The sequence below is a fragment of the Rothia sp. P6271 genome, assembly GCF_048512995.1.
Lineage (GTDB): Bacteria > Actinomycetota > Actinomycetes > Actinomycetales > Micrococcaceae > Rothia.
This window is the reverse complement of record NZ_JBLXXV010000003.1, coordinates 19,123-45,460: the sequence shown is the minus strand read 5'-3', so window position 1 is coordinate 45,460 and position 26,338 is coordinate 19,123. Positions and strand designations below refer to the sequence as shown.

Below are 26,338 nucleotides of genomic sequence, written 5' to 3'. Positions count from 1 at the left end.
GTCTCAACGGGTACTTTATCGTCGTGCAAGGTATTCTGCGACTAAGAATGCAATCTCTAGGGACTGGCGATGGTTTAGTCGGGGGTCGCAGAGAGACTCATAATTATCTAAGAACGCTGATTCATCAACGGGGTCTGAGCCTCCCAGACATTCAGCGACGTCGTCGCCTGTCATCTCGATATGTAGCCCACCGGGGAATGTTCCCAAGGCCTCGTGCACTTCAAAGAAACCACGAACTTCATCGACAACATCGTTAAAGCGTCTTGTCTTATATCCTGATGGCACAGAAATAGTGTTACCGTGCATGGGGTCTGTTACCCACACAATCTTTGAGCCTTCAGATTTAACCGCTTCAACGAGAGGAGGAAGATTCTCTCGAATCTTCTGCGCCCCCATGCGGGTAATAAAGGTCAAACGTCCTGGTTCACGTTCTGGATCTAGAATGTCGATGAGGCGGAGGACTTCTTCCGTAGATGTCGTTGGCCCAAGCTTAACACCGATGGGGTTACGCACTTTAGACAGGAAGTTAACGTGTGCATCGTCTAGTCCTCGGGTTCGTTCACCAATCCAGATGAAGTGTGCAGAGGTGTCATATGGGTTTTGAGTACGTGAATCAATCCGTGTCATAGCACGCTCGTAGTCGAGAAGTAAGCCCTCATGTCCGACGTACATTTCGGTTGCTTTAAGAGCTTCAAAATCGGCTCCGCAAGCTTCCATGAATTTAAGTGCGCGATCAATTTCTCGTGCTAAGGATTCATAGCGTGCATGTGCAGGGTTAGCGGTAAAACCTTTATTCCATTGGTTGACTAAACGAAGGTCAGCAAACCCTCCTGTTGTAAAAGCTCGGACAAGGTTAAGCGTTGATGCGGAGGTATGGTATCCACGTACCATGCGTCGCGGATCATGAGCACGAGCTTCTTCCGTGAAGTCAAAGCCGTTAACCATTTCGCCACGGAACGAGGGCAAGGTGATTCCATCGCGTGTTTCATCGTTTGAGGAGCGAGGTTTTGAAAATTGTCCTGCCATACGGCCCATTTTGACGACGGGCATAGAGGCACCGTAGGTGAGTACGACAGCCATTTGTAGAAGTGTTTTTACTCGTGCTGAGATTTTATCAGCGGTGGCATCGTTAAAGGTTTCAGCGCAGTCGCCACCTTGTAAGAAGAAAGCTTTTCCTTCAGCGACGTTCGCTAGTCTTCTGCGTAGGCGGTCCACTTCACCGGCAAACACGAGAGGTGGAAGTGAGCTAAGTTCTTGAATGGAGGAAGGATACTCAGGGTGTTCATGCCACGTTGGTTGTTGGTCAATGTGTAGATTGCGCCATTCGTCAAGCTCTGGCAGATCGTTGGAGTTCAGTGTCTGACCATGTTGGCTGTTTTCTAGTGACATATTAGGTTTCCTTCGAGAGTACGAAAGTTCTGCGGTATCAGAAAAATGAGGTGGTGCTACAAGATGCAGTTCTTATCGTCTTTGGTGTTGATAAGAACGGTATTTTTTGTAGCTGCTGCTTGGTAAGCAAGTGACTCGATACCCCCTGAAGGGTATGAGTATTTTGGTGAACATTACCGGTATCTTGAGTAGTTTGCAAAAAATTAGGACATTATCTCACTGATAGCTTCTTGTGCTGTTACATGATGTTTCTTCATGCGTTCTTTGACGTCTGCTGCATAGACAGGAACATACTCTTGTTCGCTGAGCTCTCGAATTGCTTCAACGATGCGGTCGGCAACGAGACGCTGAATTTTGTGTTCGGAGGCGCGGTCCCAATATTCGGAAAAGTCGAGAGGTTTTCCGATACGAGTTTCGACCGTGATGGCAGAGCCATCGTCATTTTTGAGGCGTACAGCGTTTGTTCCAAGTGGTTGGACACGGTCTGTTCCAATCTGGCCGATAGGTACAACTGGTACGCGAGCGCTGAGGGCAAGTTTTGCAACACCAATTTTTGCGCGGTAGGCTCTGCCGTCGGGGCTTCTTGTTCCTTCTGGGTAGATACCTAGGTAGCAGCCTTCATGTAGTTTTTTGATTCCTTGGTTGAGAGAAGCTTGGCTTTTAGCTCCGCCGGATCGATCCATGGGGATTTGTCCGACTCCGCTGAAGAACCAACGCATGATACGGCCTTTGAGTCCAGTTCCGGTGAAATAATCAGATTTTGCGAGGAAGAAGACTTGTCGAGGTACGGACATGGGGATGAAGAGAGAGTCGCAAAACGCTAAGTGGTTGCTAGCGAGGATGGCGCCCCCGGTTGGTAGGTTTTCTTGTCCTTGGACGCGGTGTTTGTAGATTCGTCCTAAAAGTGGTGTGCAAACTTTTTTGAGAACCATATATAAACCGGTGCTTTGGGTGTTCTTCATTCTTGTGGGTGTGCCTCTCTACACTAGCGTCACATGCATTCATAGTTTACCTAATTAGTGTTCTGTCTGTATCTCGTTTTGTCGTGTGGTGTGAGAACTGTCGTACTCTAACGGGTGAGGTTTATGGTTCTGTTGGGTGTTTTGTCTGAGTTGTGTCCATGGTGCAAGGTGAATTGTGTTCAAAGACCTTATAATGAGTGGTGTTCGCATTCCGATGAGGGCTCTTTCAGGAGATATAGTTTTGGCCGGTCTTTTCAACCATCAGCCGATGTCTTTTCGTGGTCAAAAGTCTATCGGCGTGCTTGTATTGCATGGTTTTACGGGTTCTCCGTGGAGTATGCGTCCTTTAGCTGAGCATGTGATGAGTCTGGGATATTCGGTGGAACTTCCTTGTCTGCCGGGTCATGGCACGTCATTGCAGGATATGTCGCGGTTTTCTCGTCATGATTGGTTGGCGGAGGTAGATCGGGCGTATTGGCGTTTACGTGCTCAAGGTTGTGACGTTGTTATCGCAGGTTTGTCGATGGGTGGGGCGTTAGCTCTTTATCAGTCTGCTCGTCGTCCGGTGATAGGAACAATTGTTATTAATCCTTATGTTGTAGACCCGACGCCGTTATTGTCGCTGAGTCCGTATGCGAAGTTTTTTATTTCGAGTACGTCTTCTATTGCTTCTGATATTGCCGTAGAAGGTGTTGATGAGGGTGCTTATGATAGAGTTCCTACTGCTGCGGCGGCGCAGTTACATTTTTTGGGTCGGCAGTTGCGTCCAGTGATACCGAGTTTGTCTGAACCAGTTTTGTATTTTCGTTCACGGCAAGATCATGTGGTGTCAGATGCTTCGCACCGTTATTTTCTCAAAAATGCCCTTTGTCCAGTAGAGTTTATTGAGCTTGAGAATAGCTATCATGTGGCAACTCTTGATTATGATGCACCGTTCATCTTTGAACATGCTACTGTTTTTCTCACGTCATGTGAATTGAGCCAGAAAGTTACCTTATGAAGTATGTTTCAGTACCAGAAGCTGTCACCTGTGACCCACAGCTCAACGTTACCGATATTTTGGAACGTAAAGTGCAGCATAGTGAGAACCCTGTTCTTTACCGTGTTCAGTATTCCCCTGGCAACTGGGTGCCTATTCGTGCCACCGAATTTAAAAAACAAGTAGTAGACCTCGCTAAGGGTATGATTGCGGCGGGCATCGAAATCGGTGACACTGTCGGGATTATGTCCCGCACCCGATATGAGTGGACGCTGATTGACTTCGCCATCTGGTATGCTGGCGCTGTTTCGGTTCCTGTCTATGAAACTTCTTCACCGGCTCAGGCGGCTTGGGCACTTTCACATTCGCGGGCAAAAGCAGTGTTCGTAGAGACGGAGGCGCTTGCACATACGGTTGCTGAAGGTGAACAGTTTGCGCCACTTGTTCTAGAAGATACGTGGGTTATTGATCAAGGCGACCTTAAAGAGCTAGTTCGTCGAGGCCAAGATATTAGTGATGAGGTAGTTGAACAACGCCGTTCCTACGCCACTTTAGACTCTATCGCGTCAATTATTTATACGTCTGGCACAACGGGAAAACCTAAGAGTTGTCCTCTAACTCATGGCATGTTTGCGCGTGTTGCAGCCAATATCTTGGTGGGTGAACCAAATGTTTCTAAGCCAGGTGGTTCGACGGTATTGTTCTTGCCTTTAGCTCACGTTATGGCGCGTATCATTCAGATTACGGCGTTGGATGCTGGCGTCGTTGTCGGACATTCTTCCAATATCAAAAACCTCACCTCTGATTTAGGTTCGTTTAAACCAACCTTTTTGTTGGTTGTACCGCGCCTTTTTGAGAAGATTTATGAGGCGTCAGTACGTAAAGCAGAAAAAGGTGGGAAGGTTAACGCTAAGCTCTTCCACCGTTCTGTTGATGTAGCAATTAAGTGGTCTCAGGCTTCTATCGCCGGAAAAGTCTCGCGCACGTTAGCGATGCAGTACGCCTTTTATGATCGGTTGGTCTATTCTCAGCTACGTAAAGCAATGGGTGGCAACCTTCGCTATGCGGTATCTGGTGGTGGCCCGTTAGCTCCTCGTTTGGGTCATTTCTTCCATGCTGTAGGGGTGATGGTCATTGAAGGTTATGGTCTGACCGAGTGCACCGGTCCTATCTGTGTCGGACGTACCCGCGATTTTGAAGTCGGAAATGTTGGGACGTTACTCCCCGGTGGTGCTGCTCGCCTTGCTGAAGATGGCGAACTAGAGCTTAAAGGCGTTGGTGTCATCACAGGATATCTTGATAATCCTGAAGAGAATGCTATCGCGTTCACTGAGGACGGATGGTTCCGCAGTGGTGACTTAGCTCAAATTGATGAGCGTGGTTTTATTAAGATTGTCGGACGTAAAAAAGAAATTATTGTGACAGCTGGCGGTAAGAACGTTATTCCTTCAGTTGCTGAAGAGCGTCTACGTACTTCCCCACTCGTTTCTAATGCCATGCTTATCGGCGATGAAAAACCCTTTATTGCGGCACTGATTACTTTGGACCCTGACGCTTTACCCGACGAACTAGAGCATCTTGGCTTGCCACGCGAAATGTCCATCTCGGATGCTGCGATTAATCCTAAGGTTCGTGAAGCAATTCAGAAATTCATTGATGAAGCAAACACCTTTGTTTCGCGTGCAGAATCTATTCGTGAGTTCCGTATTATGAACCGTGATTTTACCGAAGAAGAAGGGCATCTGACTCCTTCGCAAAAAATTAAACGTGCCGTAGTCTCACATGATTTTGCCTCGTATATTGAGGATATTTATAACAGGACAAAAGAATCTGTTAACGAACAGTCCAAGAAATTTGAGGAGTTCAGGGCAGAACGTGCTGAGCGTGCTGAAGCTAAACGTGCTGAGCGTGCTGAGAAACTTGATGAGTTCCGTCAAGAGACCGGTAATAAGCTCATTGAGTTAGGCGAACAGATTAAGGACTATACTCCTAAACATAGTGCAGGGCAGGAAGACTCTTCCACTGAAGATTAGTCTTTTCTTGTAAGACACGATGGGTGTTGGCATTCCCCTAATTGAGGGGCACCGCCAAACACCCATCGCTTTTTAATTGATGCCTCTAGGGGCTATTTAGGCATGTAGCTCAAGGCCTAGGATAGCGTTTTCGACAACTTCTGTAAGTGCTGGATGAATCCAATACTGTCCACGAGCTAAGGTTCTTACGTCTTGTCCAAAGCTCATTGCCTGAATCAGCGGCTGAATCAGCAATGACGCTTCAGCACCCATGATATGTGCCCCTAGGAGCTCAGCCGTATCTGTACGAGCAATGAGCTTGACGAATCCTTCATCGTCTTCCATTGCCCACCCATAAGCGGTATCACCGTACTTTTGAATTTTGGTCACGATGTTGAAGCCTTCTTCTTCGGCTCGTTGCATAGCTTGTTTTTCGGTGAGTCCGACGCTAGCAATTTGGGGGTGAGTAAAGACCGCTGCCGGAACAATATTGTCTTCTGCGCTGTGGAGGTCTTCACTCGCCCAGAGGTTGTGTTGCACGGCGCGCATCTGTGCATTCGCAACGTGTTTGAGCATCCACGGTGAGCTAATATCTCCTAAAGCAAATACGCCCTCTACGACTTTCCCCTTCGATAGTGCCCGCTGGTATTGGTCAACGGCGAGGAAACCACCGTCTAATACGTCATAACCAGCATCTTTAAGGTTAAGCGATGCACTGTTCGGGGTTCGTCCAACAGCCAAGAGCACAAGCTCTGCGTTAAAGTTTTTTTCTTCTCCTTCATGCTCAGCACGAACCGTGACTTGCTGAGCGTTCTCATCTGTCTCGATGGCATGGACGGGAGTATTCGTGTATACGCTCCATTGTTTACGTGCGTTGTGTTCAAAACGTTCTGAGATGAGTTCGTCAGCACCGCGTAGCAGAGTTTCTGAACGGTGAAGTTGAGTCACCTCAGTGCCTAAAGAGCTAAAGACGTGGGCAAATTCTGCTGCAATGAATCCTCCCCCAATAATAATCAAACTTTGCGGTAGCTTTTCGATACGCATAATAGTGTCTGAAGTGTGTACTAGAGGGCTATTCACGCCATCAATATTTTCGGGAATGGTGGTGTGTGAGCCGGCAGCAATCACAATCTTTGGTGCGTGTAGTTGACGTCCACTATCGGTTTGAAGGGTATGAGTATCCACAAAATGAGCGTATTCTTCAATGACCGTGACATGGTCTAGAGTTTTACGGTAGTTAAGTCCGCCTTCAGAAATGGCGTCAATGCGTGTAAAGATTCTGTCTCGCATCTGTTTCCATGAAACATTCACAAGCTCTGCCTGCACACCGAGGCGTTGCATATGAGTTGTTTCGTAGGCAAGAGTTGCGGGATAAACGTATTGTTTAGTGGGGATACAACCGAAGTTCAGGCAGGTTCCTCCGAACGTTCCACCATCCACGATGGCAACTTTTTGATGTTCCCAGCGTTCATCGATGAGGGAGTTCCCTGAGCCTGATCCAATAATGATGAGGTCGTATTCTTCAGTCATGTTTCCTCCATGAAGTGAGTATTCGGGATAGATTCTGCTGACTATAACGATGTTGGTGGTGCTTCTATTCCCTCGTCGACAGCCTTTGATGTGTTTATGCTACGACGTTCATAAAAAATGAGGTCTTTCTTTAACAAAAAAGAAGTTTTGTTAAAGAAAGACCTCATCACCTAGTGAGTTGTGTTTTTATGAGTTGGTGTTAACTACGATGAGCAAGTCTCCACCTGCCACTTGAGTAACATCTTGGTAGACGACTCGTTCTACGACGCCGGCTACCGGTGACGTGATAGATGCTTCCATCTTCATTGCCTCGATAGTAGCAATCTGTTCACCGACTTCGACACGCTCTCCTACGGTGGCGGTAATCGTTACGCCACCGGCAAAAGGTGCAGAAATGTGACCGGGGTTGGTTGGGTCAGCTTTTTCTGCTTCTTTGACGTCGGATTCGATGGAGAGGTCTCGAACTTCGACGGTTCGAGATTGACCGTTCAGGGTGCAGATGACGTGCCGGATACCTTTAGAATCTGGTTCAGAGATTGCTTGTAGGCTGGCGATGAGGCGCACCCCTTTGCCTAGGGAGATAACGTGTTCTCGGTTTTCGATCATACCGTAGAGGAAATCTCGAGTATGAAGGATAGAAACGTCACCGTAGTCTTGACGGACACGTTCAAATTCTCGTGTCGGGGCAGGGAAAAGTAGCCTATTTAGCGTTTTACGACGTGTGTCTCCACCTTCTTGTAGAGCTTTTCTATCCTCTTCAGAGAGTTCATTGACCGTCGGTTTCGCTAGTTTTCGCCCTTCAAGAGCACGGGTTCTAAAAGGCTCTGGCCAGCCTGCTGGTGGGGTTCCTAGCTCCCCGTTCAGAAAACCGATAACGGAGTCAGGAATATCAAAGTTCTGAGGGTTTTTCTCGAACTCTTCAGGGTCTACTCCCATTCCTACCAGTTGTAAAGCGAGATCGCCAACAACTTTTGAGGAGGGAGTAACTTTGACGATATGTCCCAGCATCTTATCTGCCGCAGCGTACATATTCTCGATATCTTCAAATCGGTCAGCCAGGCCAAGGGCTTTGGCTTGTGCTCTGAGGTTTGAGAGTTGTCCGCCAGGAATCTCATGATCGTAGACTCGCCCAGTAGGTGAGCTCAAGCCATTTTCGAAGGGACGGTAAATTGCACGAATAGCTTCCCAATAAGGCTCTAGAGAGAGCGCCGAGTCAAGGCTTACTTCTGGTTGGCGCGCGGTGCCGTCCATCGCGGCGATGAAGGCAGAGAAAGGAGGCTGTGAGGTTGTACCAGCTAATGTGGCAGAGGCAAGGTCAACAGCGTCTACACCTGCTTCTACAGCAGCCAGTAGTGTTCCGATTTGTCCACCCGCAGTGTCGTGGGTGTGCAGATGTACTGGTAGGCTAAAACGTTCGCGTAAGGCACTTACGAGACGTCGTGCAGCTTCTGGACGTAGTAGCCCTGCCATATCTTTGATAGCAAGGATGTGTGCACCCGCGTCAACAATTTGTTGTGCGAGCTCAAGGTAATACTCAAGAGTGTATACCTTCTCCTGAGGGTCTAGGAGGTTACCGGCGTAGCACATGGCGACTTCTGCAACGGCTGTTCCGGTTTTCCGTACTGCCTCAATTGCAGGAGTCATTTGTGAGACGTCGTTGAGAGCGTCAAAAATACGGAAGATATCAACGCCTGTAGCAGCCGCTTCTTGGACGAAAGCATCGGTTACTTCTACCGGATAAGGAGTGTATCCGACGGTGTTTCGTCCGCGCAGAAGCATCTGGATGGGGATATTTGGCATGGCCGCACGAAGATGTGCTAGACGTTCCCACGGGTCTTCTGAGAGGAAACGTAACGCCACGTCGTAGGTTGCTCCACCCCATGCTTCTACCGAGAATAGTTCTGGTAGTACATGTGATACTGCTGGTGCTGCTGCTAGCAGGTCTCGGGTTCTTAGACGTGTTGCAAGCAGAGATTGGTGGGCATCTCGGAACGTTGTATCGGTAATAGCGACTGGCTGGTATTCGCGTAGTGCTTGTGCAAATCCTTTTGGTCCGCGCTCTTGCAGGATATGCCGCCATCCTCGGGGTCGTTCGTGTTCGCCGTGGTCGAAGGGTGAGCGGAAAGGCTCGTCAATTTTGTCCCCAGGGAATCGAGGAAGTTTATGACGGGGGTCTGGCCCTTCAATACGTGGACCGTGAGGTTGGTTAACGGTCACTTCTGCTAGGTATTGTAGGGCTTTTGTGCCACGGTCGCTGGAGGGACGTTTACGTAACAGTTCTGGGTGTTCGTCGATGAACGGGGTTGAGACGTCTCCAGCTTGGAAGGTGGGGTCTTCAAGGACGGCATGAAGGAAGGGGATGTTGGTTGCGACTCCGCGGATACGGAATTCTGCAAGTGCGCGTTGAGCTCGTTGTACTGCTGCTGAGAAGTTTCGTCCACGGCAGGTGAGTTTTACGAGCATGGAGTCGAAGTGCGGTGAGATTTGAGCTCCGGTGTAGACTGTTCCGCCGTCTAGTCGAATACCAGAGCCACCTGCTGATCGGTAGTATGACACTTTTCCGACGTCAGGTCGGAATCCGTTGGCAGGGTCTTCAGTTGTGATGCGACATTGTAAGGCTGAGCCTCGAACGTGTAGTTCTTCTTGTCTGATGCCGAGGTCTTCAAGGGATTCCCCTGAAGCGATGCGCATTTGAGCTTGGACGAGGTCTACGTCTGTGACTTCTTCGGTGACGGTGTGCTCAACCTGAATGCGTGGATTCATTTCGATGAAGACGTGTTCTCCGGCGCGTTCACCTGCGGTATCGACAAGAAATTCTACGGTTCCAGCGTTCTGGTATCCGAGTTCACGAGCAAATTTTACGGCGTCTCGGAAGAGAGCTTGACGAATGTTCTCATCAAGTTGTGGTGCTGGTGCGATTTCGACAACTTTTTGGTGTCGCCGTTGCAAGGAGCAGTCACGTTCAAAGAGGTGCACGATGTTCCCTTGTGCATCGGCAAGGATTTGCACTTCGATATGGCGCGGGCGCAGTACTGCTTGTTCTAGGAATACGGTGGGGTCGCCAAATGCGGTGTCTGCTTCTCTCATTGCCGATGCGAGTGCGTCAGGTAGAGCCTCTTTGCTTTCGACTCGACGCATTCCTCGCCCGCCACCGCCTGCTACTGCTTTGACGAAGATGGGGAACCCAATTTTTTCGGCTTCTGCCAGTAGGTATTCGGTGTCTTTAGATGGTTCGGAAGATTTGAGGACGGGTATTCCGGCTGCTCGTGCGGCGCGGAGTGCTTCGACTTTGTTACCGGCAAGTTCTAGAACTTCTGGCGGTGGTCCGATGAAGGTGATTCCTTCTTTCTCTGCGGCACGTGCTAAGTCTGGGTTTTCTGAGAGAAAACCATATCCTGGGTAGATAGCGTCTGCGCCGGCTTCTTTGGCGACGCGGATAATTTCTTCGATATCAAGGTACGCACGAACGGGGTGTCCTTCTTCACCGATAGGGTAGGCTTCGTCGGCTTGCTGACGGTGAATGGAGTGGCGGTCTTCGTAGGGGAATACGCCAACTGTTTTTGCACCAAGTTCGTAGGCGGCGCGATATGCACGAATGGCAATCTCGCCACGGTTTGCGACAAGAATCTTTTCAAACATGTGTTTAGTTCCAATCTGCCTAGCATAGGAGGCATTCTTGGTAGAGGTTTTCACGGTGTGTGACTAGCTCTACTATATGCATCATTGCTAGTTTTTGCCCTTTTTGTTCTTGGTGAAGCCAAGAATACCTAAAGTTTACATAGTTACAGGGTGTGTACTGTGATTATCTACATTTAAGCCCACAATGCGATATTTTCAGTGATCTTTGGCAGGAGTTACCGCTAAAGTTCGGTAGCATTATGTTAACTGTGTAAAAATTGCACGTTAGTTTTGTGTTCTGGATTTGGGTGGGGGCCATTTTTATGCCACTGATTGTGAGTATCAGCAGCCTTAAAGGTGGAGTTGGTAAAACTTCAGTTACTCTTGGTCTTACCTCAGCAGCTTTGCACGCTGGACAGAAGGTCCTTGTGATTGATTTAGATCCTCACGGCGATGCAAGCACAGGTTTGGGTGTTCCAACGACGGGAGCCGATATTGGCAGTATGCTTGCTGCCCCAGATCGGTTCTCTTTCACCGATAATATTGTTTCTTCTGGGTGGAACGCTATTGCTCAGGAACATGAAAATTCGGGTGGAGTTGTTCACGTTGTCCGTGGTAGTGCGTCTTCTACTCCCCTGGAGCAAGCACCTTTGTCTCAGTATCTGCCACGGTTGTTGAACCTGCTTCAAGGAAATATTGACGATTATGATGTGGTGTTCATTGATTGCCCTCCAACATTAGGTGTTCTCACCTCGATGGCATGGGCAGCTTCTGACCGTGTTATTTCGGTAGCTGAACCTTCTTTATTTTCGGTTGCCGGTACAGAACGTACGTTGCGTGCTATTACTCGTTTTGAGGAAAATAGTCAGTATTCAGTTTCCTCTGCTTCAGTTATTTTGAATAAGGTTCGTCCTCACAGTAGTGAGCATTCTTATCGTGTTGAAGAGATGAAGGTCTTATTTGGGGATCTTGTTGCTGACCAGTTTTTAGAGGATTTTGAAGAATTCCAACGAGTTCAAGGTTCTGCCTATCCTGTGCATTATTGGCCAAGCGATGATGTGCGACGTTGTGCAGCGGTTTTCTCTGATATTCTTCAAGGACTTAAATAATTCTTTAGACATTCAGCGAGGGGTCTTATACAAAATATCTTGTATAAGACCCCTCGCTGAATGTTTTAAGTATGTTGAGGTTATTTTCCGTTTGCTTTTTTAGCGCGAAGCAGGGAAAGCTCATCTGTTTGAGCTAGTTCTTCATCGTCAGAGATTGCGCAGGTATTTTCGCCTGGAAGGTTGGCGAGGTTAACTTCGAGTTCACGCCAGACTCTACCAATAGCAATACCAAAAACGCCTTGCCCAGCTTGTACAAGGTCAATCACTTCATGAGGTGAAGTACATTCGTAAACGCTTGCCCCGTCGCTCATCAAGGTAATGCCGGAGAGGTCTTCGATTCCGCGAGTACGTAGATGTTTCACCGAAGTTCTGATTTGTTGTAGAGAGACTCCAGTATCAAGAAGACGCTTAACAATTTTAAGGACAAGGACGTCTCTGAAAGAGTATAAACGTTGAGATCCTGAGCCTGAGGCTGAACGTACAGTAGGTTCTACAAGTTTGGTGCGCGCCCAGTAGTCTAATTGGCGGTAGGTAATTCCTACGGCTTTGCAAGCCACTGGTCCACGGTATCCGAGGTTTTCGTCAACGAGTGAGACGGAGTCAGTGAAGAGTACCCCTTGTTCACCTTGCTGAGGAGGTTGCTTGGGCATCACTTGCTCAAACCCCAGAATAGGCTGATCCATCGGTATAGTTTCTGAGTTCTGTGTAGCTAGGTTCAAGGGCTGAACCGCAGAACTAGGGCGACGCGTGCCCCCATTCTTGTGAGCTACCATAAGGACTTCCTAACCGTAGATACTTTTTTACTGACCTCTTGACATATTACCGGTAGATACGGCAAAACGTCGTCATTCTCGATAAAGAACAGTTGTTTTTCTTCAGAGATTCCCCTGATACGAGTTTTAGGAGTCGTAGTCAGGGATAGAAGAAATAACGAGTGCCATATGTAGGCGAAGGCAAAGATTAGAGATCTCTCGTGCACGTGTTTTTGCTAGTGAAAGAGAATCTTTATCTTTTCTCAAGGCTAAGGGCGCTACCGCATTTTTGACAAGTTCAGCTTCTCGTTCTGCTGTTGCGCGGAATTGACGTAAATGTCGGGGTTGCAAGCCATGAGAGGTAAGCTGAGAACAAATTTTGGTGATAGCGACATCATATTCGCTATAGTTTCCGTCGACATCTCGAATCAGACCAAAATTGATAAGTTCACGGAGCAGCGGCATATCCGCACCGGCAGCAGTAGAAAGCTCTCGAAGAGTATAGCTTCGTTCTTGCTCCGGTAAGGGAACAAAACTAGCAACGGCGTCCTGTTCTTCACCGTGTACTTGGGCATGTTGTTCTTGTGTATTACGGGGCGAAGATTCAGCTGTCGTGTCGCCTTGTGTCTTTTCCCGATAATACTGTTCGAACTCCCCTGCTTGAAGTTTATCTTTGATAACTTTCAGCGGCAGGTATTGGTCCCGTTGTAACGATAGGATGTAGCGTAGCTGTTCAACGTCTCGGGCAGAGTACTTCCGGTATCCGGTGTTTGTGCGGTGAGGTTGTACTAAGCCTTTATCTTCTAAAAAGCGAATTTTTGAAGCGCTAATGCCTTTAAAATTGACGTCAAGAGCACTAAGAACTTGGCCGATAGTGCGGTCTTTACCTTCACTATCAGAGAGCTTTTGTGCAGAGTCTGACATTTATTCTCCGACTCCCAAGAAGAATGCAAAAATGTATTTTCCAATCTGAAGTTCAGACCCATTTTTAAGGAAAGCAGTGTCTACGCGGTCGCCGTTGAGGTATGTTCCGTTGAGCGAATTATTATCCGTGATAACAAAAGATCCAGCGTTAGGCGTAAAAACAGCGTGCTGACGAGAGACGGTAACGTCGTCGAGGAAGATATCAGAATCTGGGCTACGACCCACAACGATTTGTTTCTCCGCACCGTTTTCGTCAAGCTCAGAGTTGAGCAAGAAACGAGCGCCTTCAAGTTCTGTGCTAGTGCAGATGAGCAGCCCTGAGCCTTGAGGAATGGTTGCTAAAACGTCCATTTCTTCTACTGTGGGTTTGTGGTTAGCATCTTTAAATTCTGCAAAAACTTTCGCAGCAATCCGCATCTCTTGTTGCGTGATAGCGTTGAGCGCAGCTGTCGGTGGGTGCGCTTCGTTCTGTTCAGTCATGGGGGATCCTTCGCCATAGTATTCTTCCCTGTAGGTCAAATTTTGATTGAATCTTATCCGCTCATAATGATAACGATTCGGTAAACATTGAACCTACCGTCTAATCTTATAGGCAAGTATAAGAGTTAGCTATATAAAACACGATGGCATACAAAACTCCTCAAGGATTTTCTTGAAGGGATCATCAGGTAGTTCTCTAAGACGCTCCCTCATAATATGCCGTTAAACAGTATTGGTGCCGGTCTTTTACTGATGTTAAAGACCGGCACCAACAACCAGAAGAGTCGCTACTTATTCAGCAATTTCTGCAGCATAAGCTTCTGCGTCAAGAAGTGCAGAGAGATCCTCTACGTTATCGGGACGTAGCTCAATCAGCCACCCCTTCTCATAGGGATCGGTATTCACAAGAGCAGGATCTGCTTCAATTTCTTCGTTGATGGCAACGACTTCACCACTAACGGGCGCAAATAAATCTGAGACAGATTTTGTGGATTCAATTTCTCCGAAAGTCTCTGAGCCGACGACGTTCTCCCCCACCTCAGGAAGATCAACATACACGACGTCGCCAAGAGCTTGTTGTGCGTGATCGGTAATACCTATTTTTACGGTACCTTCTGCAGTTACAGCGGTCACCCATTCGTGTTCTGAGGTATATAGCAGATTTGCGGGTACGTCACTCATAGTGGCTTTCCTTTCGTGCGTGTGGCGATACGACCACCAAGATGCCCGGGGCTGCTAGCCCCAGAAAATAAACCATGTTCAGCAACGGGGAAGAACAGTGGCGTGTGCTGTTCTTAACGCAACAAGATGATACGACAATACATCTTCTTATACGTTTGGCCCGTCACACACTCTATAGTATTCCACATCTCATTCAGATAGGTTCAACAACAGCGCGTTCACAAGAATTATTCTCAAACAGGCAGCCATATCTTACTTTGTAGAAGAAAACTATTTTGATGTTTAAAGCACGTGGTGTCGCAGAAAAGGCTTCTACGACACCACGCCTAACAGGAGTATTAGATGACGTGTTCAGAGAATCTGTTGGGATTACCAAAACGATGCGCAGTAATCGAGACTGCCTGCTCCTTAACAAATGGAAGCATCTCAATACGTCCGGCTTCAGTGACTGCAGCCGTATAAATACCGATATCAGGACGTCCATTCAACGCGGCAAAGATGCTTGTTGCTTGATCTCCAATATAACGGATACGGCTACCTTCTAGAGGCGTACCTTGCAAGTCTGCAGTGCTCTTTGAAGCATAAGAGTTGAGCCACTGACGGTATTCCTCATCGCTTTGAAGAGCAATCTTTACTCCGTGATTTTCTAATGTTCCAGCCACAGCTACTGGCAGCTGCTGAGCAGTTGATAGGTAGATAGGTGCACCAGCTGCCAAACCAGCAAGGAGTACACGTAAAGTATCAGCTACGTTCGCAGAAGAATCCGCACGAACTTGTACAGCTTGAGGAACATAACGCAAAATATTGCGTTCGACACCTAACTGTGAGGGGTCGTGAGCAATGCCGAACTCGCCGTTATAGGCCTCAGCATCAGAAGATGCAGAACGAACCAAGAATTCTAGTTTTTCATGGTCTACAGCAGTAGGTTGGCGGGTAGCAGCCAGAGTCTCGCGGACAGCTCGAGAGGTTGGCATAGCAGTAGCTGTCGAAGGAGCGCTCTTCCAATCACTGAGGGCTACTAAATAGTTAGGTCCTCCAGCTTTAGTTCCACTGCCCACAGTGGATTTCTTCCAACCGCCGAAGGGCTGACGGCGAACAATTGCACCAGTAATTCCGCGGTTAACATAGAGGTTTCCTGCTTCAACACGAGATAACCATAATGCCAGTTCATCAGAATCAAGAGAGTGAAGCCCTGCAGTAAGACCGTAGTCAGTTGCATTTTGCAATTCAATGGCTTCTTCAAGAGTTTGCGCCACCATAATGCCGAGAATCGGACCAAAATATTCGGTGAGGTGATATTCACTTCCCGGCTTAACTCCTACACGCACACCTGGTGACCAGAGTTTGCCACTCTCATCAAGCTTTTTAGGTTCAATTAGCCAGCTTTCGCCATCTCCAAGAGTGGTTAGTCCGCTGAGCAGTTTGCCTTCTGCCGGTGCGATAATCGGCCCCATCTGAGATTCGATATCTTGTGGGTAGGCTACGTGCAAGGAAGATACAGCATCGACTAGCTGATTCTTGAAACGTTCAGATTGTGCAACAGTTCCAACGAGAATCACCGTTGATGCTGCAGAACATTTTTGTCCAGCATGCCCAAAAGCAGAATAGACAACGTCCTTAACCGCTAAATCAAGGTCGGCGTTAGGCGTAACGATGATGGAGTTTTTGCCAGAGGTCTCACCAAATAATGGCAAGTCTTGACGCCATGAACGGAAAGTTTCTGCCGTTTCGTATCCGCCCGTGAGAATCAGTCGGTCTACTGCTGGGTGAGAGATAAGCTCTTTTCCGGCCTGACGATCTGTGATTTTGATGAGACGGAGAAGCTCGCGAGGGACTCCAGCTTCCCAAAGAATCTCAGCAATCAAAGCACCCGTTCTTGCAGTGTTCGTTGCAGGTTTGAAAACGACACCAGACCCGGCAGCCAGTGCAGCAAGAACACCACCTGCGGGGATAGCCGTTGGGAAGTTCCACGGTGGCACTACTAGTGTGAGGTGAACAGGTACAGGGGTTGCCCCGTCGATGTGTTCGATATTCTCTGCCAACGTCGCATAGTAGTTTGCGAAGTCGATTGCTTCTGAGACTTCAGTATCGCCTTGGTCGAGAGTTTTTCCTGCCTCTGCTGCCATCACTTCAAGTAGTTTTGCACGGTTCACACCAAGTGCGATACCTGCTTGACGCAGAATTTTAGCTCGTTCGGCGCCACTACGTTCAGCCCAGACTTTGGATGCTTCAATCACAGAATCCACAAGTGGTTGAACCTCATCGCTAGAGCTAAGCTGTGAGGCTTCGAGAGTTTCTATGCCCAAGCTCGTTGTTTTTGAACGTTCGAGGATTTCTCGTCCCCATTGGCGGTTTGCAGCAAGCGAAGGGTCAGTATCTGGTGCGTTTTCAAATCCTTGACGGGGTCGGAAAACGTTATCGACGGTTTCTGTCTGACGGTTTTGCTGACGTTTGGGCTCAGGCACTTCATCAGTAACAGAGTTAAGCGAGCGCATGAATCGTTGTTCTTCTCGTTCGAAGAGTTCAGCGTTGTCATGCAGGTCGAATACTGCTGACATGAAGTTTTCGCTCGAAGCATTTTCTTCAAGACGTCGAACGAGATAGGAAATTGCTACGTCGAATTCTTCGGGGCGAACAACTGGAGTGTAGAGCAGAAGATGTCCGACACGTCGGCGGATGACTTCTGCCTGTTGTGCGGCCATACCGATGAGCATTTCAAATTCGATATCGTCTTTGACTCCGCGTTCTTCGCTCAAGAGTAGCGCGAATGCTACGTCGAAGAGGTTATGTCCGGCGACACCTAGTCGAATGTTTTTGGTGTGTTCGGGGCGTAGCGCGTATTCGAGGACTCGTTTGTAGTTGGTGTCGCTGAGCTGTTTGGAATCCCAGGTGGTCAGTTCCCAACCGTGAGTGAGGGCTTCAACAATTTCCATGGAGAGGTTAGCGCCTTTGACCAGTCGCACTTTAATGCGTGCTCCGCCGGAGGCTACGCGGTTGCTAGCCCATTGCTGGAGTTTTTGCATTGCTGCGAGAGTGTCGGGCAAGTATGCCTGTAGAACAATGCCTGCTTCGAGGTCTTTGAGCTGTGGTTGGTCGAGAATTTTGGTAAAGACGTCGATGGTCATGTCGAGGTCTTTGTACTCTTCCATGTCGAGGTTAATGAACTTCTTTTCAGGAGAGTTTGCTGCAAGTTCATAAAGTGGGGTGAGTCGTTGTACTGCTTCTTCGACGACTTCGTCGAAGGCCCAGTGAGAGTGTGGGCCGGAGACAGCAGAGACTTTGATGGAGACGTAATCGACGTCGTCTCGTGCGAGGAGACGCTTGGTTTCGTTGAGTCGTCGTTCTGCTTCTTTGTCGCCGAGGACGGCTTCGCCAAGGAGGTTGACGTTAAGTTTGTTGCCGGTTTTGGTGAGGTGTTCAATAGCTGGGCCAAGTTTTTCGTCGCGGGCATCTACGATGAGGTGTCCGACCATTTCTCGGAGGACTCGTCGTGCTATACCAACGGTGGGCCATGATGCTTTGCTAGCAATTTTTCCGCCGGCGGCTACTGCACTTTTCATGTACCACGGGAGGAATGATGGTACGAGGGGTGCGATTTTTGCGAGGTTGGCTCCAGCAACATTATTGTCTTCAGGGCGAACGACGGTGTCGACGAATCCGACGGTAAAGTCTAGCCCGTTGGGGTCTTTGAGGACGCCTGCGAGCATTTGTGCGGAGGAGTCTGCGGGGACGTCTTGGGCTTCGGTGAGCCACTGGCGCACGAGGGTTCGGGCTTCTTGTGCGAGTTCTTGGTAGCGTTCTGCAGCAAAGGGATTGGTTGTCATTCCTGTGCTCCCATCTTCTGTGTTTGTGTGAATTGGCACTCATTGTGCTTTTGTTCTATTTGACCACGTTATGGTGGCGAACACACTATTAGTAAAAATAATTATTTCTCAGCATAATAGTTAAGAAAAGCTTAACTACTAGTGATGAGGTTTAGCACAATGTACGATATTCACCGGCTTCGCATCCTTCTTGAAATCCACGAACGCGGATCCCTCGCAGCAGCTTCAAGAACACTACACCTCACCTCTTCTGCTATCTCACAACAGATGACAGCACTCGAAAAAGAAGCTGGCGCTCCCCTCATTCGCAGATCAGGACGTTCAGTACGACTGACCGACGAAGGACTTATCCTCGTCCACGGCGCACGAGCTATCCTCAGAGAAATGGATAAGACCGCCACTCGCATTGCACAGTTTTCTGGCGAACCGCTAGGCACCGTAAGGCTAGCAATTTTTCAGTCAGCAGCGATGGCGCTCTTACCCACAGCACTATCGTATTTACAGCAGAACGCACCGCAACTCATTTTAGAAGTTGTGCAGATAGACCCCGAAACAGGTTTAGAACTCACAAGAAGCAGACAATTCGACCTTGCTATTACAGAGTCCTATCCGCACCATTTTGTACCTGAACATGAGGACCTACAACTTGAACTACTCACGGCAGACCCTATTCACCTTGTTTTAGCACAAGATTCTCCCTACACAACCCTCACTGAAGCAAAATCTCTACCATGGGTTTTTGAACGAGAACACAATACCAGCCGTATTTGGGGTATTAATCAATGCCGTCAGGCAGGCTTCGAACCGCAAGTTCGTTATAGCATCGAAGATTTACTCACTCATGTACGTCTTGCAGAACAAGGTTATGCAGCAGCTATTCTGCCCGGTTTTGTCACATCTTCCACGCACCACAAGACCTCTATTAAACTCATCTGCTTACCAGAACACCCCGAACGTCAAATCTTTACCGCCTCTAGAATTGACAGTGCAGGACAACCCAACATTGCCATGGTCAGAAGGGCACTATCATATGCAGCCGGTGCCCTCAAACATCATCAAGAGAGCATGTGCCCCAGCGATAGCATCTAAAAGTTTTAAGGGCAGTCCATCAACGCTTCAGCAAGTTGAGTATCTATCACCACATCTGTAATAGCGCCAGTGCGCAGTGCACCTCGTAAAGCAAGGACTCGGTGATTGCCAGAAACTACCGCAATCCGGCGACGAATCCGTGCCAATTCTGTTGCGGTTGGCCCCGTTGCACGTTGGTTCACAGCAAGGTCTTGATAGCTTCCATCTTCACGAAGAAGTACCGTGCACATATCTCCGACAACACCACTTGCACGCAATTCGCGTTGTTCTTGAGCATCAAAATACCCTCCGTTATACACGTGAGAAGGAATAGCGCCACCAAAAGCCCCAATCCCAAACACCGCAACATCAGCTTTACGCTGCGTAGCGAGAACTCCCATAATGCTCCGTTCACGCCACATTGCTTCTTTAGTTTCAGAATGGTCAAAGAAAGCAGGAACGGGAAAATGCACCATCTGCGCATCGTATGCGGCGGTAATCTGCCCAAGAATCGACCCCGAGTAAGGTATACCTGTATGCCGAGCGTTACCGGCTCCGTTAAGTTGTACTACCACTACATCTTTGAGCGGACGATACGGCAGATGTTTGGCTAGCTCTGTCACCGTTGATCCCCACGCAACACCTAATGAGGTGCCTTCTTCAACGCAGGAGTCCACAAGAATTGCTCCACGCTTAGCGACTTTTTCCATACGGGAAATAGCAGATTGTTCTTTTGAGGTTTTCACCAGATGCACACGAACTCGATACTTGTCTCCAAGTCTTTGAGCGAGATCTGTTTGCGGTTTGCTGTTTTCGTTGAGCCGAATCTGCACGATTCCTGTATCTCGAGCAGTTTTGAGTAGGCGTGATACCGTTGCGCGTGAAGTGTATAGATGTTGCGCAATTTGTTCCATGGTGAGGTTTTCCATGTAATACAGATACGCTGCCTCGTATGCGGTGTCGTGACGTTCGTTCATTCAAATTTCCCCCTTCTGAAAAAACGTTCAAATGTTTTGGTCATAGTAACTACAACTACGTCAGAATGTATATCAGCATCCGTAGTAGAAAGGGACAGGAACTATGGCCAACACACAATTCGCTCAGAAGTCTCAGCTTACCGCATCTTCTCGTACTGAAGCTCTCCACGAAATGAGCAAAGAAGAAGGCGTAGACATTCTCGTCATTGGCGGAGGCGTCACCGGCGCCGGCATCGCCTTAGACGCAGCAACCCGCGGACTCAAAACCGCTATCGTCGAAGCAGGCGACTGGGCAGCAGGAACTTCAGCATGGTCATCAAAACTTGTCCACGGCGGACTCCGATACCTCTACAACCTTGACTTTAAACTCGTAGCAGAAGCACTCAAAGAACGTGGCCTACTCCTTGAAAAAATTGCGCCACACCTCGTTAAAGCACAGCCTTTCCTATGGCCCCTCAAAACACCAGTCATCGAACGCGCCTATTCCGCTATCGGAATTGGAATGTACGACACTCTTGCATTTATTGGGGCTCGTGGCAAAAAAACTGTACCGCCACAACACCACTTCTCAAAGCAAGGCACGAAAACCGTATTCCCCGATATTAAAGATTCAGCTTTTACCGGAGCTATCCAGTTCTACGATGCACGCGTTGATGATGCACGCCTCGTCATTGACCTTGTACGCACCGCAGCAGGATACGGTGCCCTAGCGGCATCTCGTACACAAGTCACCCGAGTACTCAAAGACACTCAAGGAAAAGTTACCGGAGCAGTCATCCGAGACCTTGAAAACGGACAAGAACACACTGTTCGTACCCAACACATCATTAACGCTACCGGCGTATGGACCGAAGAGTCTGAGTCCATGGCCAATAAAGATGCCGGGCTTAAAGTTCTTGCATCCAAAGGTATTCACATCATCGTTCCACGAGACCGCATTAATGCTTCCAGCGGTATCTTCACCAAAACCGAAAAATCTGTACTCTTCATCATCCCTTGGCAGCGTTACTGGATTATCGGAACAACCGACACCCCATACACCGAAGACATCGCGCACCCTGTAGCAACTTCGCAAGATATTGACTATGTACTCGAACAAGCCAATAAGCTCCTTGCACGTGAGCTGACCCGTGATGACATCATCGGAACCTATGCAGGTCTACGTCCGCTACTACAACCAAAACTTAAAGAAGGCTCCGAGGCAGCATCTACTAAAGTTTCACGCGAGCATACCGTCACCGAAGTCGCCCCCGGAATGAGCGCTATCGCGGGTGGAAAACTCACCACCTACCGTGTTATGGCAGCTGACGCCGTAGACTTTGCACTCAAAGAACGAGCACAAGAGCAGCCTTCTGTCACTGAAAATATTCAATTGGTGGGTGCCGCTGGTTTTTCTGCAGCACAAGCATCTTCCCCACGTCTCGCACAACGATTCGGCTGGGACGAAGACCGTATGGAGCATTTGCTCGAACGCTATGGTGCAGATATTACGGAACTCGTGGCACTTATTGATGAAGCACCAGAATTAGCGCAACCCTTGGCAAAAGCTCCACAATTCCTCAGAGCAGACGTCCTCTTTGCAGTACGTTACGAAGGTGCTCTTCACTTAGAAGATGTGCTCATCCGCCGTTGCCGTCTAGACCTTGAACAGCGTGACCGTGGCTTAAGTGCAGCCGAAGAAGTCCTCCAAGTAATGGCGCCAGAACTCGGTTGGAGCGAAGCTGAAGCGGAGAAAGAGCTAGAACTCTACCGTAAACGCGTAGAAGCAATCGCTCAAGCAGAAGAAAAAACTTCTGACGTTCAGGCAGCCCAATGCATCACATCTATCGAGCATGTCTGTCCTCGCGTACCTCTAGGCTAGTATTCCATAAGTTTCCCCAAGAAAACTTCACATGAAAGGTATAGATACAGAACTCCCCATACAGATAAAATACTGATTTTTTGATGAAGGGGCAGAAACTTTCCCCCAGCTACAATGTTTCTGCCCCTCTCATATCAACCGCTCAGGCACACACAATATGTCGCAGTGCCTCTCATCTTTTTCTTGTCGTTATTTGAGGATTTTTTCCCTCAAGAATGTTTGTGTAAAAGCAATGGTTGCTTTTACTCCTTCCCCCACCACAATGCTGTGTTGAAAGGAAAAATACATGCAGACTATTTTGGCGGAGGGCGCATCTGCCCTCGTAGGAGCGGATGGAGTACCTACCGCATTAGGATTATTCTCCTCCGAATTTTTGGGAACCTTTATCCTCATTCTTCTTGGCGGGGGCGTTTGCGCTGCTTGTTCGCTACCAAAATCTATCGCTAAAGATGCAGGCTGGGTAGCTATTGCATTGGGCTGGGGTATGGCAGTTTTTGCTGCAGTGTACCTATCTGGTCCATCTGGTGCGCACCTTAACCCTGCCGTCACCATCGGGCTGTGGGCTGCCGGCGAAAACCTTGTCGGCGAAGTACCTGCAACAGCATCTAATATGATGATTTACTTTGCGGGTCAATTTACGGGTGCCTTTACCGGTGCTGTCATGGTATTTCTCACCTATAAGAAACACTTTGATGAGGAAACCGAACCAGGTGTCAAACTTGGTATTTTCTCTACCGGACCAGCAATTCGCTCCTATGGTTGGAACGTATTTACTGAAGCAGTCGGAACCTTTGTACTCATCGGATTCGTTGTAGCGTCAGGGCAAACTCCCTCCGGTCTTGGACCTTTGGCTGTTGCTCTCATCGTGGTAGGTATTGGTTTCTCCCTCGGTGGTGCAACCGGTTACGCTATCAACCCTGCTCGTGACCTTGGTCCACGTATTGCTCACGCAGTGCTACCTATCAAGGGTAAAGGCGATTCCAACTGGTCCTATGCTTGGGTTCCAGTCGTTGGCCCAATCATCGGATCTGTTGCAGCAGCAATTCTCGTTCCTATGTTCCTCGGAATCTAATTCGAGCTTGTAGGGTTTCTCATCACCGCACCGTTATTGCATTTTTCCATCATCTACTATTTGAGGTACACATTGACTCAACACAAGTTCTCCTTGGGTATTCTCAATGCCCCACCAGCAGCCAAACGTATCCCCGAAAACGAAATCCCGCAGCGTTACCGTCGCATGCGTCTGAGCGTCTTTATGGGAATCTTCATCGGCTACGCAGGGTTCTATCTCATCCGTAATAACGTTTCACTCGTCTCAGCAGTACTTAAAGATCACGACATCCTCAATGCTGTTGGCATTGGTATCGTCGCAAACGCAGTGCTCTTCTCTTACGGGTTATCAAAGTTCTTCATGGCAATGCTCTCTGATAGAGCTAATGCCCGTTACTTTATGCCCCTAGGTTTAGCGCTCTCTGCGGTAATCAACCTGATGATTGCCTTCATTCCGGCATTATCAGCTACCGTTATGATTTTTGCTTTGACAATGTTCGTCAACGGTTGGGTACAGGGCATGGGATGGCCGCCCTCAGGACGTGTTCTCGTCCACTGGTTCTCAACAAACGAACGTGGGTGGAAAACCTCCATTTGGAATTGTGCACATAACGTCGGTGGTGCAGCTGTTGGCGTCATCTCAGCGTGGGCACTCGATCACTACGCTCAGTCTGAGGCAGACTGGCGACCAGCTTTCTGGGCACCAGCTATCGTTGCACTCGTTGTTGCTTTTATCGCATTCCTTCTAATTCGTGACCGTCCTGAAGCGGTTGGTTTGCCACCTATCGAAGAGTATCGTAACGATCCTCCAAAGGTCGCTTCTGAATCTCAGATTCCGTGGAAAGAAATGCTTTTCAAGCATGTTTTGAAGAACAAAGTTATCGTGCTTTTAGCAATCACAAACGTCTTTGTTTACACTCTGCGGTACGGCGTTCTCAACTGGATTCCGATTTATCTCACCGATAAGATTCACGGTACAAACGTCAAAGAAGGCATTCTTGGTTTCGCAATCTATGAGCTTGCAGGGATCATCGGCACACTTTTGTGCGGTTGGCTATCCGATAAAGTCTTCAAAGGGTGGCGTTCTGGTGCAGGAATGGTATTCCTCGCAGGTGTAGGTATAGCGTTAGCAACATACGCGTTGCTACCAGCTACTGCACCTATCGGAGTTTTCTATCTGCTCATCGCTATCATCGGTGGTCTTATCTATGGCCCTGTGATGCTTATCGGGTTACAGGCTATCGATTTATCCCCTCGTAACGTTGCAGGAACCGCAGCCGGATTTACGGGACTTTTTGGGTACTTGCTTGGTGCTTCACTGGCATCTACCGGTGTAGGTTTGCTCATCCACTATTTTGGTTGGGGCGTAGCCTATAGCGCGTTACTTGGAATCGTTGTTCTCGCTCTGGTTTTCATGTGGATTATCGGTCGTAAAGAACGTGAGCTCCTACAACAACGCGAGATGGCAGACAACAACTAATTTTTCTCGTACGAGATATCTTTTGTCCATTATCAAAATCTCAAACTTCACAAGGAAGTGACATTATGACTACTACTCTCCCCGAGCGTAAGAAGTACATTCTTTCCATCGACCAGGGAACAACCAGCTCTCGCGCGATTCTTTTCAACAAGAGTGGCGAAATCAAGTCCATCGGCCAGCTGGAGCACGAACAGATTTTCCCAAAGGCTGGGTGGGTAGAACACGATCCCATGGAAATCTGGGAAAATGTCCGCCAGGCAGTAGGCCAGTGTATGACCAAAGCTGAGGTCAACCACCACGAAATTGCAGCGGTAGGTATCACTAACCAGCGCGAAACTGCTGTTGTCTGGGATAAGACCACAGGTAAACCTGTATATAACGCTATTGTGTGGCAGGATACCCGCACCCAAAAAATTTGTGATGAGCTAGGTGGCGAGGCAGGCCCCGGTAAGTACCACGATATTGTTGGTCTTAACTTGGCAACATACTTCTCCGGCCCTAAGGTCAAATGGATTCTTGATAACGTCGAAGGCGCACGCGAAAAAGCAGAAGCAGGCGATTTGCTCTTTGGCAATACTGACACCTGGGTTCTATGGAATTTGACCGGTGGTGTTGATGGCGGCGTTCACGTCACAGACGTTACCAATGCGTCCCGCACCCTGCTGATGAATATCCGTACCCTCGAATGGGACGAAAACATTGCAGCAGATATGGGAATCCCGATGTCTATGCTCCCTGAGATTAAGTCCTCATCCGAAGTTTACGGATACGGACGTTCTCAAGGACTTCTCAACGGCACCCCTATCGCGGGTATTCTCGGTGACCAGCAGGCAGCAACTTTCGGTCAAGCTTGCTTTGAAAAGGGCATGGCAAAGAATACTTACGGAACCGGTAACTTCATGTTGATGAATACCGGTGAGGAGCCCGTCATCTCTGAGAATGGGTTGCTCACAACTGTTGCGTATAAGATTGGCGATCAAGCACCTGTCTACGCATTGGAAGGCTCCGTCGCTGTTTCTGGTTCACTGATTCAATGGCTTCGCGATAACCTGAAGATGATTGATAATGCGGCAGATTCAGAAGCTCTTGCGACAAGCGTTGAAGATTCTGGCGGATGCTATGTTGTCCCCGCTTTCTCTGGTCTCTTTGCACCACATTGGCGACCAGACGCACGTGGCGTTATCGTGGGTCTGACCCGTTATGTTAACCGTGCACATATTGTTCGTGCTGCTCTTGAATCTACTGCTTGGCAGACTCGTGAGGTTCTCGACGCAATGAATGCTGATGCGCAAGCTGCAGGAACTAACGTTGATCTTTCTGAGCTACGTGTTGATGGCGGCATGACGGCAAACGAATTCCTCATGCAATTCCAGGCAGATATCTTGGGCGTACCTGTGATCCGTCCAAAAGTCATCGAAACTACCGCATTGGGTGCTGCTTATGCTGCAGGTATCGCAGTTGGTTTCTGGAGTGGTGAAGAAGATGTCACCGCAAACTGGGCTGAGGACCAGCGTTGGACTCCGCAAATGCCAACTGACGAAGTCGAACGTCAATACCGTCTTTGGAAGAAGGCTGTAGCAAAGACTCTCGACTGGGTCGATGAGGATGTAGACCAAGACTAAAGCTATTGTCGTTTTCACTC

General features: G+C 48.5%; 18 protein-coding genes. 8 read left to right on the top strand and 10 right to left on the bottom strand.

The features are described 5' to 3' along the window. Window positions 1-15: 15 nt before the first annotated feature. Window positions 16-1,389, bottom strand: coding sequence for a class II 3-deoxy-7-phosphoheptulonate synthase (locus ACN08X_RS03980; RefSeq protein ID WP_419107956.1), 1,374 nt, complete (start codon window positions 1,387-1,389; stop codon window positions 16-18). Between the two features lie 203 nt (window positions 1,390-1,592). Further along, window positions 1,593-2,351: a lysophospholipid acyltransferase family protein gene (locus tag ACN08X_RS03975; protein WP_419107955.1), complete on the bottom strand. Its 759-nt coding sequence runs from the start codon at window positions 2,349-2,351 to the stop codon at window positions 1,593-1,595. A 193-nt stretch (window positions 2,352-2,544) separates the two neighbouring features. On the opposite strand from ACN08X_RS03975, the gene ACN08X_RS03970 reads away from it, so the two are divergent. Continuing rightward, window positions 2,545-3,351 carry an alpha/beta hydrolase gene (locus ACN08X_RS03970; protein WP_419107954.1) on the top strand — a complete coding sequence of 269 codons (807 nt, stop codon included), beginning with the start codon at window positions 2,545-2,547 and terminating at the stop codon, window positions 3,349-3,351. After that, the gene (locus ACN08X_RS03965) at window positions 3,348-5,363 is read left to right on the top strand and encodes an AMP-dependent synthetase/ligase (protein WP_419106292.1); all 2,016 of its coding nucleotides are present in this window, start codon (window positions 3,348-3,350) and stop codon (window positions 5,361-5,363) included. The genes ACN08X_RS03970 and ACN08X_RS03965 overlap by 4 nt, the downstream gene beginning before the upstream one ends. Before the next feature lie 96 nt (window positions 5,364-5,459). Here ACN08X_RS03965 and ACN08X_RS03960 read toward each other — a convergent pair whose 3' ends face one another. Together ACN08X_RS03960 and ACN08X_RS03955 are read right to left on the bottom strand one after the other, a co-directional pair. Next, window positions 5,460-6,872 carry a mycothione reductase gene (locus tag ACN08X_RS03960; RefSeq protein ID WP_419107953.1) on the bottom strand — a complete coding sequence of 471 codons (1,413 nt, stop codon included), beginning with the start codon at window positions 6,870-6,872 and terminating at the stop codon, window positions 5,460-5,462. A gap of 186 nt (window positions 6,873-7,058) precedes the next feature. Then, entirely contained in the window at window positions 7,059-10,511 is a 3,453-nt protein-coding gene (locus ACN08X_RS03955) for a pyruvate carboxylase (RefSeq protein ID WP_419107952.1), read from the bottom strand. 302 nt (window positions 10,512-10,813) lie between these two features. On the opposite strand from ACN08X_RS03955, the gene ACN08X_RS03950 reads away from it, so the two are divergent. Continuing rightward, a complete protein-coding gene (locus tag ACN08X_RS03950) occupies window positions 10,814-11,599 on the top strand; it encodes a ParA family protein (protein WP_419107951.1) in 786 nt (261 codons plus the stop codon). An 80-nt stretch (window positions 11,600-11,679) separates the two neighbouring features. On the opposite strand, the gene ACN08X_RS03945 is transcribed toward ACN08X_RS03950, so the two are convergent. The 5 genes from ACN08X_RS03945 to ACN08X_RS03925 all read right to left on the bottom strand — a co-directional run bounded on the left by ACN08X_RS03945 (window position 11,680) and on the right by ACN08X_RS03925 (window position 18,260). Further along, on the bottom strand, window positions 11,680-12,282 hold the full coding sequence (locus tag ACN08X_RS03945; RefSeq protein WP_419101946.1) for a MerR family transcriptional regulator: 603 nt from the start codon (window positions 12,280-12,282) through the stop codon (window positions 11,680-11,682). A 216-nt stretch (window positions 12,283-12,498) separates the two neighbouring features. Beyond that, complete coding sequence (locus ACN08X_RS03940; RefSeq protein ID WP_419101908.1) at window positions 12,499-13,275, bottom strand: MerR family transcriptional regulator; 777 nt, start codon at window positions 13,273-13,275, stop codon at window positions 12,499-12,501. Then, window positions 13,276-13,755: an FHA domain-containing protein gene (locus tag ACN08X_RS03935; protein WP_419101909.1), complete on the bottom strand. Its 480-nt coding sequence runs from the start codon at window positions 13,753-13,755 to the stop codon at window positions 13,276-13,278. Window positions 13,756-14,046: 291 nt separating this feature from the next. Further along, window positions 14,047-14,436 (bottom strand): glycine cleavage system protein GcvH, encoded by a 390-nt coding sequence (gene gcvH, locus ACN08X_RS03930; RefSeq protein WP_419101910.1) that lies wholly within the window; start codon window positions 14,434-14,436, stop codon window positions 14,047-14,049. Window positions 14,437-14,774: 338 nt separating this feature from the next. After that, a complete protein-coding gene (locus tag ACN08X_RS03925; protein WP_419107950.1) occupies window positions 14,775-18,260 on the bottom strand; it encodes a bifunctional proline dehydrogenase/L-glutamate gamma-semialdehyde dehydrogenase in 3,486 nt (1,161 codons plus the stop codon). 159 nt (window positions 18,261-18,419) lie between these two features. On the opposite strand from ACN08X_RS03925, the gene ACN08X_RS03920 reads away from it, so the two are divergent. Beyond that, window positions 18,420-19,349, top strand: coding sequence for a LysR family transcriptional regulator (locus ACN08X_RS03920; protein ID WP_419107949.1), 930 nt, complete (start codon window positions 18,420-18,422; stop codon window positions 19,347-19,349). A 5-nt stretch (window positions 19,350-19,354) separates the two neighbouring features. Here the strand turns inward: ACN08X_RS03920 and ACN08X_RS03915 are convergent, their stop codons facing one another. Then, window positions 19,355-20,305 carry a sugar-binding transcriptional regulator gene (locus ACN08X_RS03915; RefSeq protein ID WP_419107948.1) on the bottom strand — a complete coding sequence of 317 codons (951 nt, stop codon included), beginning with the start codon at window positions 20,303-20,305 and terminating at the stop codon, window positions 19,355-19,357. Window positions 20,306-20,408: 103 nt separating this feature from the next. Between ACN08X_RS03915 and ACN08X_RS03910 the strand changes: the two genes are divergently transcribed. The 4 genes from ACN08X_RS03910 (at window position 20,409) to glpK (ending at window position 26,318) form a co-directional block, all read left to right on the top strand. Further along, complete coding sequence (locus ACN08X_RS03910) at window positions 20,409-22,166, top strand: FAD-dependent oxidoreductase (protein ID WP_419107947.1); 1,758 nt, start codon at window positions 20,409-20,411, stop codon at window positions 22,164-22,166. Between the two features lie 286 nt (window positions 22,167-22,452). Beyond that, window positions 22,453-23,238 carry an MIP/aquaporin family protein gene (locus ACN08X_RS03905; protein ID WP_419101915.1) on the top strand — a complete coding sequence of 262 codons (786 nt, stop codon included), beginning with the start codon at window positions 22,453-22,455 and terminating at the stop codon, window positions 23,236-23,238. 72 nt (window positions 23,239-23,310) lie between these two features. Beyond that, on the top strand, window positions 23,311-24,696 hold the full coding sequence (locus ACN08X_RS03900; RefSeq protein ID WP_419101916.1) for an MFS transporter: 1,386 nt from the start codon (window positions 23,311-23,313) through the stop codon (window positions 24,694-24,696). A gap of 65 nt (window positions 24,697-24,761) precedes the next feature. Beyond that, complete coding sequence (gene glpK, locus ACN08X_RS03895) at window positions 24,762-26,318, top strand: glycerol kinase GlpK (protein ID WP_419107946.1); 1,557 nt, start codon at window positions 24,762-24,764, stop codon at window positions 26,316-26,318. Window positions 26,319-26,338 lie beyond the last annotated feature (20 nt).